This window comes from Streptomyces iakyrus (assembly GCF_000717055.1).
Lineage (GTDB): Bacteria > Actinomycetota > Actinomycetes > Streptomycetales > Streptomycetaceae > Streptomyces > Streptomyces iakyrus.
In genome coordinates this window covers 318,604-333,746 of sequence record NZ_JNXI01000016.1, presented here as the reverse complement: position 1 = coordinate 333,746, position 15,143 = coordinate 318,604, and the positions used below count along the sequence as shown (strand labels likewise).

Genomic DNA, 15,143 nt, shown 5'->3' with positions numbered 1-15,143 from the left:
CATGCGGATCCGTACGACCGCCGCGGTCGCCGCGGTGAGCTCCCTGGCGCTGCTCACCGGCTGCGGTGCCGCCGACATGACCAAGCAGGCCTCGCCCTTTGCCAACGCGCAGGGCTCCAAGACGGTGACCCTGTCCGTGCAGTCCTGGGTGGGCGCGCAGTCCAACGTGGCCGTCGCCCAGTACATCCTGGAGCACGAGCTGGGCTACCGCGTCGACACCGTCCAGGTCGACGAGGTGCCCGCCTGGGACGCCCTCAGCCAGGGCCGCGTCGACGCCCTCCTGGAGGACTGGGGACACCCGGAGCAGGAGCAGCGGTACGTCAAGGACAAGAAGACGATCGCGCCCGGCGGCGAACTCGGCGTCACCGGCCACATCGGCTGGTTCGTCCCGACGTACTTCGCCAAGAAGCACCCGGACATCACGAACTGGAAGAACCTCAACAAGTACGCCGACCAGTTCCGCACCCCGGAGAGCGGCAGCAAGGGCCAGCTGATGGACGGTTCGCCGTCCTACGTCACCAACGACAAGGCGCTGGTGAAGAACCTGAAGCTGGACTACCAGGTCGTGTTCGCCGGGTCCGAGGCCGCGCAGATCACGCAGATGAAACAGTTCGCCAAGGAGAAGAAGCCCTTCCTCACCTACTGGTACTCCCCGCAGTGGCTCTTCAAGAAGGTCCCGATGACCGAGGTGAAGCTGCCGCCGTACAAGGAGGGCTGCGACGCCGACCCGGAGAAGGTCGCCTGCGCCTACCCGCACACGCCGCTGCAGAAGTACCTCAACGCGGACTTCGCCAAGAGCGGCGGCAAGGCGGCGGCCTTCCTGAAGAAGTTCAAGTGGACGACGGAGGACCAGAACGAGGTCTCCCTGATGATCGCCGACCAGAAGATGACGCCGGAGGACGCGGCGAAGAAGTGGGTGGACAGCCACAAGTCCACGTGGAAGAAGTGGCTGTCCTGACGTTCACCGCACCAACAGGTCGGCGATCTCCCGCAGGGCCCGGGCGGCCCGCCGCTGGAGTCCGGGACCGAAGGTGATCCGGGTGGCCCCTCGCGCGCCGAGTTCGGCGGGTGAGGGGCCACCGTCGACCGGGGCTCCCACGTTGATCGGCCCCTGGATGCCGGCCCGCAGCAGCGGCAGGATCTCCGGCGGGGCCCCGATCGGGTACACGCAGTCGGCTCCGGCGGCGACGTACAGCGCGGCCCGCTCGATGGCCGGGCCGGGATCGTCGACCCCGCGGGAGAAGGTGTCGATGCGGGCGTTGACGAACAGCCGGTCACCGGCCGCCTCGCGCACCTCGGCCAGCCAAGCGGCGTGCGCCCGGGGGTCCTTCAGCACCCCGTCTGCGGAGTCCTCCAGGTTGCAGCCGACCGCCCCCACCTCCAGCAGCCGCTCCACGAGGTCCTTCGGGGCGAGCCCGTAACCGCCCTCCACGTCCGCCGACACGGGCACGTCGACGGCCCGGACGATCCGGGCGACCGCGGCGAACATCTCGTCGGCCGGGACCTGCCCGTCCTCGTACCCGAGCGAGGAGGCGACCCCGGCGCTGGGCGTGGCGAGCGCGGGGAACCCCGCCTCGGCGAACACCCGCGCACTGGCCGCGTCCCACGGCCCGGGCAGGACCAACGGGTCACCGGGCGCCCGGTGATGATGCAGGGCGCGGAAAACCTCCACTTTGCTCACGGCGTATACCCCCCAGGCGGGATCCGGCGGCCGACCATCACCCGGTTCCAGTTGTTGATGGCGACGACCAGCCCGATCAGATACAGCCGCGTCCGAGCCGTCACTTGTACTGGCCGGGCTGGTAGTGACCCGGCGCCATCCGGCAGGTCACCCCGAACCGGTTCCAGGCGTTGATCACCGTGATCGCGGCGATGACCTGCGCCAGCTCGGCCTCCTCGAAGTGCTTCGCGGCGTTGTCGTAGACCTCGTCCGGCACGAAACCGTCCGTGAGGACCGTCACCGCCTCCGTCAGCTCCAGCGCGGCGACCTCCTTCGCGGTGTAGAAATGCCGCGACTCGTCCCAGGCGCTCAGCTGCACGATCCGCTCGACGCTCTCGCCCGCCGCCAGGGCGTCCTTGGTGTGCATGTCGATGCAGAACGCGCAGTGGTTGATCTGGGAGGCGCGGATCTTCACCAGCTCGTACAGCTTGTGGTCGAGGCCCTTCCGGGCGGCGGTCTCCAGCCGGACCATCGCCTTGTAGACCTCGGGCGCGTGCTTGGCCCACTCCAGGCGGGCGGGCTGCTCGGGGGTGTACTCCACGGTCGTCGGGGTGTCGGTGTGCGTCGTCATGCCCTCGACCCTAGGAGGGAAGCAGCCCAGGAGTATGGTCCATTTCCATGGCGGAACCCTGGGCCACTCTGGGCATCGACCTGCACGTGGAGCCGACCGGGCCGGGCCTGCGCCGGGGGCTGACCGACGCCCTGCGCGAGGCGGTGCGCTCCGGGCGGCTGGCCCCGGGCACCCGGCTGCCCTCCTCCCGCGCGCTCGCCGCCGACCTGGGCATCGCCCGCAACACCGTCGCCGACGCCTACGCCGACCTGGTCGCCGAGGGCTGGCTCACCGCCCGGCAGGGCTCGGGCACCCGCGTCGCCGCGCGCGAGGTCGTCCCGCCGTCCGGCACGGCACCCCACCCCCGCGCACCCGCCCGCCCGGCCTACGACCTGCGCCCCGGCAGCCCCGACCTCGCCTCCTTCCCGCGCACGGCATGGCTCAAGGCCGCCCGCCGCGCCCTCACCGCCGCCCCGCACCACGCGCTCGACTACGGCGACCCCCGCGGCCGCCCCGAGCTGCGGGCCGCGCTCGCCGCGTACCTCTCCCGGGCCCGGGGCGTCCGCACCGGCCCCGACCACATCGTGGTGTGCGCCGGGTTCGCGCACGGCCTGAAGCTGCTCGGCACGGTCCTGCGGGCGCGCGGAGCACGGACGGTAGCCGTCGAGTCGTACGGTCTCGACGTGCACTGGAGGATCCTGGCCGGCTCAGGACTGGACACCGCCCCGCTGCCCTTCGACCGGCTGGGCACCGACCCGGGAGCCCTGTCCGGAGCCGACGCCCTGCTGCTCACCCCCGCCCACCAGTTCCCCATGGGCGTGCCCCTGCACCGCGACCGCCGCACGGCCGTCGTGGACTGGGCCCGGCGCACCGGCGGTCTGGTGCTGGAGGACGACTACGACGGGGAGTTCCGCTACGACCGGCAGCCCGTCGGCGCGCTCCAGGGCCTGGACCCCGACCGGGTGGTCCATCTGGGCACCGCGAGCAAGTCCCTCGCGCCCGGGCTGCGGCTGGCCTGGATGGTGCTGCCGCAGGGCCTCGCCGACGAGGTCGCGGCGGCGAAGGGCGGCGTCGACACCTGCGGGGTGCTGGACCAGCTGACCCTGGCCGAGTTCCTCACCTCCGGCGCCTACGACCGGCACGTGCGCGCGACCCGCCTGCGCTACCGGCGCCGCCGGGACGCCCTGGTCGCCGCCGTCACGGCCCGGGCCCCCGAGGCCCGCGTCACCGGCATCGCGGCCGGTCTGCACGTCCTGTTGCGCCTGCCCCCGGGCACCGAGCAGTCGGTGGTCCAGGCGGCGAACTGGCGGGGCCTCGCCCTCCACGGACTCGCCCGCTACACCCACCCCGCCGCGCGGGCCGATCCCGTCGACGCCCTGGTCGTCGGCTACGGCACGCCGCCGGACCACGCCTGGTCGGGGGCGCTGGACGCGCTGTCCGCGGTACTGCCCGGATAATCGCCCGAACTCACCCTCGGAAATGTCGTCCGGCGGATACGGTCAGCCCATTCTCCGTTTCAGTCGGCCGGCAGGGGCTCCAAGAGGCTGTCCAGCCATGTCCGCCATTCCCCGGCCCGTTCCGTCGGCGGCACCCGCATCGGCCGTCCGACCCAGCCCGTCACGGGCCGGATCCCGTGCAGCGCGTTCACCAGCCACACCTCACGGCCGTCCAGCTCCGCCACGGTCCGCTCGCGGTGCGCGATCCGCAGCCCGGAGCGCAGCGCCCGCTCCTGCACCAGCCCGGCCGTCACACTCGGCAGGACGGGCAGCCGCGGCGGGGGCAGACACAGGGTGTCGTCCTCCCACCACAGGACACCGGCCGTGGCCGACTCCAGGACCGTGCCCGAGCGGGCGATCAGCACCGCCTCCTCCGCGCCCTCGCCCGTGGCCCGGCGGCGCACCCGGGCGAGGGTGTCCAGGTCCGGGCCCTTGCGCCGGGGCACCGTCCGCGGATCGGACTGGCCCGCCGCCCACAGGCGTACCCCCGTACCCAGTGGTGGAGCGGGCCTCAGCAGCAGCCGCAGCTCCAGGGACCCGGCCGCGAGTTCCACCCGGGGGAACCACTCCCCGGTTCTCGGCAGGGCGGCGGTCACGTCCTGCCAGAACGCCGTGAGCCGGCGCGGTTCCGGTCCGCCGCAGTCACCGCAGGACCGCGAGAACCGCTCCCGGTGCCGGTCGTAGGCCCGCACCCGGCCCTCGCGCAGCAGCCAGGAGTCCGCGACGAGCAGCCGCCCCCCGGCCGTCCGCTCCGGGGCCGGGACCAGGCCACGGCCGGGCGTCCAGGCCCACAGGCCTTCCGCCACCGCAGGTGTTGTCACCATGGGCTCCTCTCCTCAGTACCTGCGGCCCGCGACGGCGGGCGCCCCGTGCCGGGGTCCGTACGGCGCGTGCTCCAGCCAGGATCCACACCATGGCAGCACCGGCGCCAGGGCCGCTGCGGCCCGCTGCCTGACCCGGACGATCCGGCGCTGCGGCCGCAGATGATCCAGGGCCGTGCCGGCGGCGGCCATGTTGAACAGGCCCGCCGCGCGCCGCACCTCCGCGAAGTGCTCGACCGCCTCCGCGGTCCCGGCGGCGATCGCCCCGGCGGCGGTCGCCGCGTCCGCGATCCCGCTGTTCAGGCCGCGCGCCCCGAACGGCGGGAAGAGGTGGCCGCCTCACCCGCCAGCAGCACCCGCCGGTGCGGATCGGTGAACGAGGCGGCCACCTTGCGCGGGAAGCGGGACGTCGGCGCCCACAGGAGCCGCTCGGCGAGTTCCGCCAGGTGGGCCGTGAGATTCCCGGGCGCCTCGGCCTCCGCCGGGCCCAGTACGACCTGCGGACCGGTCATCGTCCGACCTCCCCCGTCGCACCGGCCCGCTGCCCCGGCGGGCCCTCCTGCCGCATCCGGTCGGCCGTGTGCCGGTGGAGGGCGCGCATCGGGGCCGCCGTCTTCAGCAGCATCTCCTCGTACTCGGCGTCCGGATCGGAGCCGAGCACGATCGCGCTGCCCGCACCCAGGTGCATCAGGCCGTCGGCGAGGACGGCGGTCCGGATCACGATGCTCAGGTCCGCACCGCCACCGCAGCCGAAGTAGCCGAGGGCACCGGAGTAGACGCCCCGGGCCTCGGTCTCCAGCGTGTCGATGATCTCCAGCGTGCGCAGCTTCGGCGCGCCGGTCATCGACCCGCCCGGGAAGCAGGCCCGCACGCAGTCCACCGCGTCCGTGCCGTCCCGCAGTCTGCCCTGCACGGTGGAGACCAGCTGGTGCACGGTGGCGTAGGTCTCCGTGGCCATCAGCTTGGAGACCCGCACGGTCCCGGTCCGGCAGACCTGCCCGAGGTCGTTGCGGAGCAGGTCCACGATCATCAGGTTCTCGGCCCGGGTCTTGGCGTCCGAGGCGAGCGCGTCCCGCAGCCGGGCGTCCTCCTCCGGCGCCTGGCCCCGGGGCGCGGTGCCCTTGATGGGCCGGGCCTCGGCGGTGCCGTCCCGGCCGATCCGCAGGAACCGCTCGGGCGAGGAACCGGCCACCTCCAGCTCCCCGAACCTCAGGAACGCCGCGTACGGGGCCGGGTTGTCGCGGCGCAGCGTCCGGTAGAACTCCAGCGGGTCGGGCGGGGCGGGCAGCCGGGCGGCGTTCGTCAGGCAGACCTCGTAGCTGGTGCCGGACCGCAGTGCCTGCCGGCACGCCTCGATGTCCGCGAGGTACGTGGCGCGGTCCCGCACCAGCCAGGCCTCGGCCGCGCCGGGGTCGGCCGGCTCCGGCGGTCCGGGCAGCGGCGGGCGTTCCGTCGCCACGCAGGAGAGGCCGGCCAGCACGCCCTCCAGCCAGTCGGCGGCCTCCCGCGCGGCCGGCGGGGTGTCCTCCGCCAGGCACACGGCGTAGGTGAAGCCCTCCTCGTGGTCCACCGCGATCACCCGGTCGGCGAACAGCCACGCGGCGTCCGGGGTGGGGGAGCGGTGCCGGTTGGCCGACCCGCAGTCGGCCTTCATCTCGTAGCCGAAGTAGCCCACGTAGCCGCCGGTGAAGTCGAACGGCAGCCCGGTCGCGTCCACCCGGCGGTTGGTCAACTGCCGCTTGAGATAGTCGAAGACACTCGCCCTCACCCGCCGCAGGGGCCGACCCGCCCGCTCGATCTCACACCGCCCGGCACCGACGTCGTACCGCACGAACTCGGCGAGCGGCCCCTGGTCGTCCCCGAGGAACGAGAACCGCGACCGCCCCGGCTCGACCAGCGAACTGTCCAGCCAGAAGCTCCGCGGCGAGCCCGCGAACATCCGGCTGAAGACCGCCTCGGCGTCGACGGCACCGCTGACCCTCCGGGTGTGCAGCCGGTACCCGACCCGATCGGGCCGACGGGGCCGGGGGATGGCGACGGAGTCCGGTACGACCTTCCGCCCCCGGGCGGCCGGTACGGCGGACCCGCCCGTGGCCGGGGACCCCTGCCCCGGGACCACTGCGGCCCCACTGGGCGCCGCACCTTCACCGGGCACCGTCGTAGCCGGGACGCCCGCACCGGGCACCGGAGCAGTCGGGCTGGAAGAGCCGGCCTCGGACCGAGGTCCGCCCCCCGCAGCCGGGACGCCCCGGCCTTGCACCACCGCATCCGGGGCGGATGCCAGGGACTTGGTTCCTGCCCCCGACGCCGCGCCGACGGGCGTCCCGGCCTGCGGGGTGGATGCCACGGACTCGGGGCGTGGCCCGACTCCCGTAGCCGGGTCGGGTGCGACAGCCTCGCAGCCTGCCCCCGGCGCCGCGCCGACGGGTGTCCCGGCAAGCCTGGCGGACGCCACGGATTCGGGGCGTTGCCCGACTTCCGTAGCCGGGTCGGGTGCGACAGCCTCAGGGGCTGCCCCTGTCGCCGCGCCGGGCCTCCCGGCCTGCGGGGCGGATGCCACGGACTCGGGGCGTGGCCCGACTCCCGCAGCCGGGTCGGGTGCGACAGCCCCGCCGCCTGCCCCAGGCGCCGCGCCGACGGGTGTCCCGGCAAGCCTGGCGGACGCCACGGACTCGGGGCGTTGCCCGACTCCCGCAGCCGGGTCGGGTGCGACAGCCTCAGGGGCTGCCCCTGGCGCCGCGCCGACGGGCCTCCCGGCCTGCGGGGCGGATGCCACGGACTCGGGGCGTGGCCCGACTCCCGCGCCCGGGACGGATGCGACAGCCTCGCAGCCGGCCCCCGGCCCCGGCGCCGTGGCGGCCCCGCCGGGCGTAGGTGCAACCGGGGCTTCCGCCACGGACTCGGTGCGGAGCCCCACCCCCGCCGACGGAGTCGGCCGGCTCGGCGGCGTGGTCTCGCCGAGGCCCGTCGCCCCGGAGCCGCCAAGCGCGTTCGCCCTCGCCTGCGTGACGGCGGCGACCTGGAAGACGGCCGCGGCCACCGGGCGACGCAGGCCGCCGAGGCCGAGGAGGCCCCCCACAGGGCGCCGGGCCCCCGCGTCGCACTCGGGGACGACGACCCGCCGCCGGACCTGCTCGTGCGAGGGCACGGCCGTGTTCTTCGTGCGCAGCTTGCCCGCCCGCTCGGCGGTGAGGTTGCGGAAGTTCACGAGGATGCGGTGGCCGTACTCCGTGAGGACCGACTCCGGGTGGAACTGCACCCCCCACAGCGGCCGGCTGCGGTGCCGGAGCCCCATCAGGACGCCGTCCTCCGCCCAGGCCGTGGCCTCCAGTGACTCCGGCAACGGCTCGCGCACGGCCAGCGAGTGGTAGCGGACGGCGGTGAAGTGCTGCGGCAGACCGTGGAACAGGTCCCGGCCGTCATGCCGGATCGTGGAAAGATGCCCGTGCCGCGGCTCCGGAGCGGGCCCCACCAGCCCGGCCTCCCCGAGCGCGATCCCCTGATGCCCCAGACACACACCGAGCACCGGAACCGGGGAGGTCGCGAGCAGCCTGCCGCCGATACCGACATCACGCGCCTCGCCCGGATGCCCGGGCCCGGGGGACACCACCAGGTTGTCGAACGCCCGGAGATCGGGAAGACCGTCGACGGGAGCGTCGTTCCGGACGACCACCGGCTCCTCGCCGTTGACCTCGGCGAGCAGCTGGAACAGGTTGTACGTGTACGCGTCGTAATTGTCGATGAGCAGGGTCTTCACCCGCCCACCTCCCTCTGTTCGTTCGCGGGCCTGTACGGCCCGGCGTTTGTGCCGCCCGCGCAGTGCCTGGAGCGACGGGTACAGCCATTTCCGGAAGAAACGCTGAAGCCGCGGCATGAGAATCCAGGTGACAAGGGCCGTTACACACAGACACAACAACAGCGTGCGAAACAGTGCATTGAGGTCACCGAGATAGGGAAGCACCGTCAGATTGAACAGGAGCACCGGCGGGAAAACCGCGCTCATATTCACGAACCACAGTTTCGCCACCCCCTCATGAATCCCGGCTGCCGCGCGGTCGCGCCCAGCATCGCCCACCCTTGCGAGTGGAAGTCGGCTGCACGGCCCGGCGTCACGCGACAGGCCACGGTGACCGTGACGGGATTACTGGTCACGCCGTCCCATACGGAAAGCGCTCACCGCGCGTTCAAGATTCAAACAAGGAATTTTCCGGTTCTCCGAAGGACGCCCCGGAGGTCACCCCGAAGATGAAGAATCCCCGCAGGCCGGAAAGCGCATCCGCTCAACTCGGCGTGACCGCGCTCTCCTCCGCCTCCACCGGCGCCTCCCCGAACCGCGACAACGCCAGCGCCCCGGCCACCGCCACCGCGAAACCGGCGACCGCCAGCCACCCCAGCCCCGGCCGCGTACGGTCCCCGAGCCACACCACGCCGATCAGCGCGGGCGCGACCGTCTCCCCGAGCACCAGACCGGCCGTCGCCGTGGTCACCGACCCGCGTTGCAGGGCCGAGGTCAGCAGCAGGAACGCCGCCCCGCCGCCGAGCAGCAGCGCGTACGTCGCCGGGTTGGGGAACAGCTCGCCGGCCGAGAATCCGTCGATCAACCGCACCGACACCTCCACCACGCCGAACCCGAGCCCCGCCCCCAGCCCGAGCGTCAGCGCCCGCCCCCGCTCAGGCAGCCGCCCGGCCACCGCCCCGAGCAGCAGCACCCCGGCCGCCGCCCCGAGCATCGCCCACGGCAGCCAGCCCGGCCCCTCCTCGTCACCCTCCGCCCCGGAGGCCAGCCCCAGCAGTGCGAGCCCGGCGCACACCACCGCCACCGCCGCCCACTCGACGCGGCTCAGCCGCACCTTGAGCAGCCGCGCCGCGACCACGGCCGTCACCGCGAGGCTCGCCGCCAGCGCCGCCCCCACGGCGTAGATCGGCACCGACCGCAGCGCGAGGATCTGCAGCACGAACCCGAGCCCGTCCAGCGCGAGCCCGGCGAGGTACCGCCACTGCCGCAGTGCCCGCCACAGCAGTGCCACGTCCCCGCCCGGCCCGGTCGCCGCCGCCGACCGCGCGGCGATCGCCTGCAACACGGTCGCCGTACCGAAGCAGACCGCCGCACCGAGGGCGCACACCATTCCAAAGATCACAAATCGACAGTAGGGGAGCGCCCGGGGGCAGGGGGCCATGCGCGGCCGTTCACACCGATCTCTAGGCTGACCGTCTGTCAGTGCACACGGGGAGATGCGGGGAGATACGCACATGGCTGAAACACGGCGACGGTTGCGTTCGAGCACGGTGGTGCTGGGCGGCATGGGCGTCCTCGCGGCGGCCCTGTCCGCGTGCGGCTCCGACCCCGACCGCCGCTGTGTGGACCGGGACAGCTACGACTACATCAACGGCTACAAGATCGTCGCCGACAAGAACTGCTCGTCCGGCACGTCCTCCTCCGGGAAGGGCCGCAAGAAGACCGGCACGACCAAGGTCTCCGACGCCGACTGGTACTACGACGCCGACGTCAGCGGCGGCTGGGCCGACGACGGCACCTTCAGCCGCGACGAGGCCGTCGACCGGGGCGGCTTCGGCTGCTCCGGCTCCGGCAGCGGCGGCGGCTGACGGGCGGGCCCGGCGATGGAACGCCGCACCATGGAGCCCCGCCCCGGCTGGCAGCAGACCGTCGAGGAACAGGGGCTGATCTACCCCCTGACCCGCTACCCCGACGACTCCCTGCGCCCCTACTGGGACGAGAGCGCGCACTACGTCTTCTCCCTGGAGGAGATCGAGGCCCTCGAAGAGGTGGTCGAGGACCTCCACCGCATGTGCCTGGCGGCGGCCGGCCACATCGTCACCGAGGACCGCTTCGCCGACCTGGGCATCACCGACCCCCGCGTCGCCCGCAGGGTCGCCGAGGCCTGGCACCGCCGCGCCGAACTCCCCTCCGTCTACGGCCGCTTCGACCTCCGCTACGACGGCACCGGTCCGGCCAAGCTCCTGGAGTACAACGCCGACACCCCCACCTCACTGGTCGAGGCCGCGTCCCCCCAGTGGTTCTGGATGGAGGACCGTTTCCCCGGCGCCGACCAGTGGAACTCCCTGCACGAGCGCCTCATCGACGCCTGGAAGAAGCAGGCCGCCCTCCTCCCGCCGGGCAGCCCCCTGTACTTCGCGTACTCCTCCGCCGACGAACTCGGCGAGGACATGATGACCGTCGCCTACCTCAAGGAGACCGCCGAGCAGGCCGGCCTCGCGACCGACTGGATCTCCATGGAGGAGATCGGCTGGGACCGCCTCTCCGGCCGCTTTGTCGACCAGCGCCTGCGGTTCATCCGCAGCGTCTTCAAGCTCTACCCCTGGGAATGGCTCACCACCGACCGCTTCGCCGACCATGTCCTGGACACCCTCGACAACGGCGGCGGCACCGGCTCCACCCTGTGGATCGAGCCGGCCTGGAAGATGCTCCTCAGCAACAAGGCGCTCCTGGCGATCCTCTGGGAGCTCTACCCCGGCCACCCGAACCTCCTCCCCGCGTACCTGGACGGCCCCCGCGACCTGACCGCCGAGGGCTGGGTGGCCAAGCCCCTGCTGGGCCGGGAAGGCGCCGGCGTCACGATCCACGACCCGGGCACCGCCCCCGCCCTCCGCGACGAACCCTGCGTCTACCAGCAGCTGGCCCCCCTCCCCGACTTCGACGGCAACCGCGTGGTCCTGGGCGCCTGGGTGGTGGAGAACGAGTCGGCGGGCCTGGGCATCCGGGAGTCGTCGGGCCTGATCACCGACGAGTACGCCCGCTTCCTGCCACACGTGATCTTGTAAACGGAGCTCAGGGGGAACGTACCCAGGGGCGCGGGGAACTGCGCGACAAGCCACGACGCGCCCGCACTCGGCAACGCTCACCAACCCGGCAGACGCTCCCCGGGCCCGCCCGGTAGGCTGATCCCCGGGCCGTGACTGGCGCGCTGGGATGGGACCAACCATCGGGGAGCGGCCCGTGCAGAGAGAGCCGTGCGCCTGGGCCGTACCGTGAACGCTGAACGCAACGTCCGGAGGTCCACCATGTCAGCCGAGCCCCTCTCCACCGCTTCCACCGCCTACCGCGCAGCCCTCGACGTGATCCGCGCCGTCGAACCCCGCGTGGCGGACGCCATCGGCCAGGAGGTCGCCGACCAGCGCGAGATGCTCAAGCTGATCGCGTCGGAGAACTACGCCTCCCCGGCCACGCTGCTGGCGATGGGCAACTGGTTCAGCGACAAGTACGCCGAGGGCACCATCGGCCGCCGCTTCTACGCCGGCTGCCGCAACGTCGACACCGTCGAGTCCCTCGCCGCCGAGCACGCCAAGGAGCTCTTCGGCGCCCGTCACGCCTACGTCCAGCCGCACTCCGGCATCGACGCCAACCTGGTCGCCTTCTGGGCCGTCCTCGGCGCCCGCGTCGAGGTGCCCTTCCTGGAGAAGACCGGCGCCCGCCAGATCAACGACCTGACCGACGCCGACTGGGCCGAGCTGCGCCAGGCCTTCGGCAACCAGCGCATGCTCGGCATGTCCCTGGACGCCGGCGGCCACCTCACCCACGGCTTCCGCCCGAACATCTCCGGCAAGATGTTCGACCAGCGCTCCTACGGCACCGACCCCGCCACGGGCCTCATCGACTACGAGGCGCTGCGCACCTCCGCCCGCGAGTTCAAGCCGCTGATCATCGTCGCCGGCTACTCGGCCTACCCCCGTCTGGTGAACTTCCGGATCATGCGGGAGATCGCCGACGAGGTCGGCGCGACGCTCATGGTCGACATGGCGCACTTCGCCGGTCTGGTCGCGGGCAAGGTCCTCACCGGCGACTTCGACCCGGTCCCGCACGCCCAGATCGTCACGACCACCACCCACAAGTCGCTGCGCGGCCCGCGCGGCGGCATGGTCCTGTGCGACGACTCGCTGAAGGACCAGGTCGACCGCGGCTGCCCGATGGTCCTCGGCGGCCCGCTCCCGCACGTCATGGCCGCCAAGGCCGTCGCCCTCGCCGAGGCCCGCCAGGAGTCCTTCCGCGACTACGCCCAGCGCATCGTCGACAACTCCCGCGCCCTCGCCGAAGGCCTGATGCGCCGCGGCGCGACCCTGGTGACCGGCGGCACGGACAACCACCTGAACCTGATCGACGTCGCCTCCTCCTACGGCCTCACCGGCCGCCAGGCCGAGGCCGCCCTGCTGGAGTCGGGCATCGTCACCAACCGCAACGCCATCCCCGCCGACCCCAACGGCGCCTGGTACACCTCCGGCATCCGCATCGGCACGCCCGCGCTGACCACGCGCGGCCTGGGCACCGCCGAGATGGACGAGGTCGCCGGCCTCATCGACCGCGTCCTCACCACCGCGGAGCCGGGCACGACCAAGTCGGGCGCCCCCTCCAAGGCGGCCCACGTGCTCGACGGCAAGGTCGCCGACGAGATCTCCCGCCGCGCCACCGACCTCGTGGCCGGTTTCCCGCTGTACCCGGAGATCGACCTGGGCTGACGCCCCGGGTCCGTCACTCGTCCAGGTCGATCAGCACCTGACGCGGCTCCTCCCGCGGCGGTCCGGCTTCCCGCCGGGCCGCCGCGCGGCGTATCAGCAGCGTGCCGCCCGCACCGGCGGCGAGCCCCAGTGCCCCTGCGGTCGCCGCCCACCGGACGCCGTCCCGCAGCGGACCGTCCGGGTCCGCGGCGGCGGCCGTGCTCGCGACGGGCCCGCCCTCCGCGTCGCCGAGCAGCCGGGCCAGGTCGAACCGCTCGAAGACGGACCGCGGCGCCCTGTGCCACCGGATGTCGTCGTCCTCCACGGTGGGACGGGGATCGGAGCGCACCCAGGGCGTGCCGTCCGCGGCCACCACCAGCTGGTCCTGCCGCTCGACGGCCACGTCCCCGCCCGGCGGCCGGTTCGTGCCCGGCCACCCGCCGACCCCGGACAGCCCCCAGAGCACCGTGAGCCGCACCTGCGGGAAGCTCCCCTCCGCCCAGTCGTCCGGGACCCGCTCCGTCCCCGTGTGCGTGGGCTCCAGCAGCTGCCACAGCCGGGCGAAGTCGCGCTGCCCCGAGCGCACCGCCGCGGTCCGCCCCGTCCCGCCCGCGACGACCATCGCCACGTCGGGAACGTCCCGTCCGCGCGCCGGGACGGCAGTGGCGGTCGTGACCGTCCCACCCCCCGCCAGAACGGCCGCCACGCACACCACCAGCCCCCACCGCACCACCCGTCCGCGCAACGCGGCCGGACCCGTCCGGCCCCGCAACGCAGCCGAACTCACTCGGCCCCGGCGTCTCCCCGCCCCGCCTCGTGCCCGCACCGGTCCCCCTCCGCATCGGCCCCACCGTGAGCCCGCCCCGGGGGCGGTCCCGCGCCTCACCCCTTGTTACACCGCCGGAGCCGAACGGGATCCCGTCTGTTTCCGGCCCGTTCCGGATCGGCCCCCGGGACCTGAGAGAATGGTGTGCATGGCCTCTGACCGACCTCGCGTGCTCTCCGGGATCCAGCCCACCGCCGGCTCGTTCCACCTCGGCAACTACCTCGGCGCCGTCCGCCAGTGGGTGGCCCTCCAGGAGACCCACGACGCGTTCTACATGGTCGTCGACCTGCACGCGATCACCATCCCGCAGGACCCGAAGGACCTGCGCGCGAACACGCGCCTGGCCGCGGCCCAGCTCCTCGCCGCGGGGCTCGACCCGGACCGCTGCACGCTCTTCGTGCAGAGCCACGTCCCCGAGCACGCCCAGCTCGCCTGGATCATGAACTGCCTCACCGGCTTCGGCGAGGCAGGCCGGATGACGCAGTTCAAGGACAAGTCCGCCAAGCAGGGCGCCGAGCGCGCCTCGGTCGGCCTGTTCACGTACCCGATCCTCCAGGTCGCGGACATCCTGCTCTACCAGGCCCACGAGGTCCCGGTCGGCGAGGACCAGCGCCAGCACATCGAGCTCACCCGCGACCTCGCCACGCGCTTCAACGGCCGCTTCGGCGAGACCTTCACGCTGCCGAAGCCGTACATCCTCAAGGAGACGGCGAAGATCTACGACCTCCAGGACCCGTCGATCAAGATGAGCAAGTCGGCGTCCACGCCGAAGGGCCTCATCAACCTCCTCGACGAGCCCAAGGCCACGGCCAAGAAGGTCAAGAGCGCCGTCACCGACACCGACACGGTGATCCGCTACGACGCCGAGAACAAGCCGGGCGTCAGCAACCTGCTCACGATCTACTCGACCCTCACCGGCGAGAGCATCGCCGAGCTGGAGGAGAAGTACACCGGCAAGATGTACGGCGCGCTCAAGACGGACCTCGCCGAGATCATGGTCGACTTCGTGACGCCGTTCCGGGAGCGCACCCAGCAGTACCTGGACGACCCCGAGACGCTCGACTCGATCCTGGCCAAGGGCGCCGAGAAGGCCCGCGCGGTCGCCGCGGAGACCCTCGCGCAGGCGTACGACAGGGTCGGCTTCCTGCCCGCCAAGCACTGAACCCGCCCCCGCACACAGCCGTACCACCGAACAGCGCTGTACATCACTCCGGTTGCGCCTGCCCGTAACCCGGTCGTGGCCGTACAGTCGATAACCGGG

General features: G+C 73.0%; 12 protein-coding genes, 2 pseudogenes and 1 riboswitch. Of the genes and pseudogenes, 6 read left to right on the top strand and 8 right to left on the bottom strand.

The genetic code is table 11. The features are described from left to right. Position 1: 1 nt before the first annotated feature. On the top strand, positions 2-958 hold the full coding sequence (locus OO68_RS26185) for an ABC transporter substrate-binding protein (protein WP_033311471.1): 957 nt from the start codon (positions 2-4) through the stop codon (positions 956-958). Between the two features lie 3 nt (positions 959-961). Here the strand turns inward: OO68_RS26185 and OO68_RS26180 are convergent, their stop codons facing one another. Together OO68_RS26180 and OO68_RS26175 are read right to left on the bottom strand one after the other, a co-directional pair. Then, positions 962-1,681: an isocitrate lyase/PEP mutase family protein gene (locus OO68_RS26180; protein WP_033311470.1), complete on the bottom strand. Its 720-nt coding sequence runs from the start codon at positions 1,679-1,681 to the stop codon at positions 962-964. Positions 1,682-1,781: 100 nt separating this feature from the next. After that, positions 1,782-2,291 (bottom strand): carboxymuconolactone decarboxylase family protein, encoded by a 510-nt coding sequence (locus OO68_RS26175; RefSeq protein WP_033311468.1) that lies wholly within the window; start codon positions 2,289-2,291, stop codon positions 1,782-1,784. A gap of 47 nt (positions 2,292-2,338) precedes the next feature. Between OO68_RS26175 and pdxR the strand changes: the two genes are divergently transcribed. Next, positions 2,339-3,727, top strand: a complete 1,389-nt coding sequence (pdxR, locus tag OO68_RS26170; protein ID WP_033311466.1) for a MocR-like pyridoxine biosynthesis transcription factor PdxR — start codon at positions 2,339-2,341, stop codon at positions 3,725-3,727. A gap of 59 nt (positions 3,728-3,786) precedes the next feature. Here the strand turns inward: pdxR and OO68_RS26165 are convergent, their stop codons facing one another. The 5 genes and pseudogenes from OO68_RS26165 to OO68_RS26150 form a co-directional block, all read right to left on the bottom strand. Continuing rightward, the gene (locus tag OO68_RS26165; RefSeq protein ID WP_403550231.1) at positions 3,787-4,590 is read right to left on the bottom strand and encodes an aminotransferase class IV; all 804 of its coding nucleotides are present in this window, start codon (positions 4,588-4,590) and stop codon (positions 3,787-3,789) included. Positions 4,591-4,602: 12 nt separating this feature from the next. Continuing rightward, positions 4,603-5,021, bottom strand: a pseudogene (locus OO68_RS42440) (FAD-dependent monooxygenase); the annotation flags it as partial. 74 nt (positions 5,022-5,095) lie between these two features. Next, complete coding sequence (pabB, locus tag OO68_RS47795) at positions 5,096-8,344, bottom strand: aminodeoxychorismate synthase component I (protein ID WP_245237160.1); 3,249 nt, start codon at positions 8,342-8,344, stop codon at positions 5,096-5,098. Between the two features lie 39 nt (positions 8,345-8,383). Then, positions 8,384-8,739 (bottom strand): annotated as a pseudogene (locus OO68_RS47790) (putative antibiotic biosynthesis monooxygenase); the annotation flags it as partial. A gap of 128 nt (positions 8,740-8,867) precedes the next feature. Next, positions 8,868-9,713, bottom strand: coding sequence for a DMT family protein (locus tag OO68_RS26150; RefSeq protein ID WP_033311464.1), 846 nt, complete (start codon positions 9,711-9,713; stop codon positions 8,868-8,870). A 124-nt stretch (positions 9,714-9,837) separates the two neighbouring features. On the opposite strand from OO68_RS26150, the gene OO68_RS26145 reads away from it, so the two are divergent. The 3 genes from OO68_RS26145 (at position 9,838) to OO68_RS26135 (ending at position 13,077) form a co-directional block, all read left to right on the top strand. Further along, positions 9,838-10,191 carry a hypothetical protein gene (locus OO68_RS26145; RefSeq protein WP_033311463.1) on the top strand — a complete coding sequence of 118 codons (354 nt, stop codon included), beginning with the start codon at positions 9,838-9,840 and terminating at the stop codon, positions 10,189-10,191. A 15-nt stretch (positions 10,192-10,206) separates the two neighbouring features. Continuing rightward, on the top strand, positions 10,207-11,388 hold the full coding sequence (locus tag OO68_RS26140; RefSeq protein WP_033311461.1) for a glutathionylspermidine synthase family protein: 1,182 nt from the start codon (positions 10,207-10,209) through the stop codon (positions 11,386-11,388). Between the two features lie 121 nt (positions 11,389-11,509). Beyond that, a riboswitch (ZMP/ZTP riboswitch) is annotated at positions 11,510-11,596 on the top strand. Beyond that, on the top strand, positions 11,578-13,077 hold the full coding sequence (locus OO68_RS26135; RefSeq protein ID WP_078625456.1) for a glycine hydroxymethyltransferase: 1,500 nt from the start codon (positions 11,578-11,580) through the stop codon (positions 13,075-13,077). It overlaps the preceding riboswitch by 19 nt. 13 nt (positions 13,078-13,090) lie before the next feature. Here OO68_RS26135 and OO68_RS26130 read toward each other — a convergent pair whose 3' ends face one another. Next, positions 13,091-13,786, bottom strand: a complete 696-nt coding sequence (locus OO68_RS26130) for a hypothetical protein (protein WP_078625455.1) — start codon at positions 13,784-13,786, stop codon at positions 13,091-13,093. A gap of 244 nt (positions 13,787-14,030) precedes the next feature. On the opposite strand from OO68_RS26130, the gene trpS reads away from it, so the two are divergent. Then, positions 14,031-15,044, top strand: a complete 1,014-nt coding sequence (trpS, locus tag OO68_RS26125; protein WP_033311646.1) for a tryptophan--tRNA ligase — start codon at positions 14,031-14,033, stop codon at positions 15,042-15,044. The last annotated feature ends 99 nt before the right edge of the window (positions 15,045-15,143 follow it).

Coding starts and splice junctions, on each gene's coding strand:
- OO68_RS26185 (WP_033311471.1), top strand. CDS start 2: ATGCGGATCCGTACGACCGCCGCGGTCGCCGCGGTGAGCTCCCTGGCG.
- OO68_RS26175 (WP_033311468.1), bottom strand. CDS start 2,291: ATGACGACGCACACCGACACCCCGACGACCGTGGAGTACACCCCCGAG.
- pdxR (WP_033311466.1), top strand. CDS start 2,339: ATGGCGGAACCCTGGGCCACTCTGGGCATCGACCTGCACGTGGAGCCG.
- OO68_RS26165 (WP_403550231.1), bottom strand. CDS start 4,590: ATGGTGACAACACCTGCGGTGGCGGAAGGCCTGTGGGCCTGGACGCCC.
- OO68_RS26150 (WP_033311464.1), bottom strand. CDS start 9,713: ATGGTGTGCGCCCTCGGTGCGGCGGTCTGCTTCGGTACGGCGACCGTG.
- OO68_RS26145 (WP_033311463.1), top strand. CDS start 9,838: ATGGCTGAAACACGGCGACGGTTGCGTTCGAGCACGGTGGTGCTGGGC.
- OO68_RS26140 (WP_033311461.1), top strand. CDS start 10,207: ATGGAACGCCGCACCATGGAGCCCCGCCCCGGCTGGCAGCAGACCGTC.
- trpS (WP_033311646.1), top strand. CDS start 14,031: ATGGCCTCTGACCGACCTCGCGTGCTCTCCGGGATCCAGCCCACCGCC.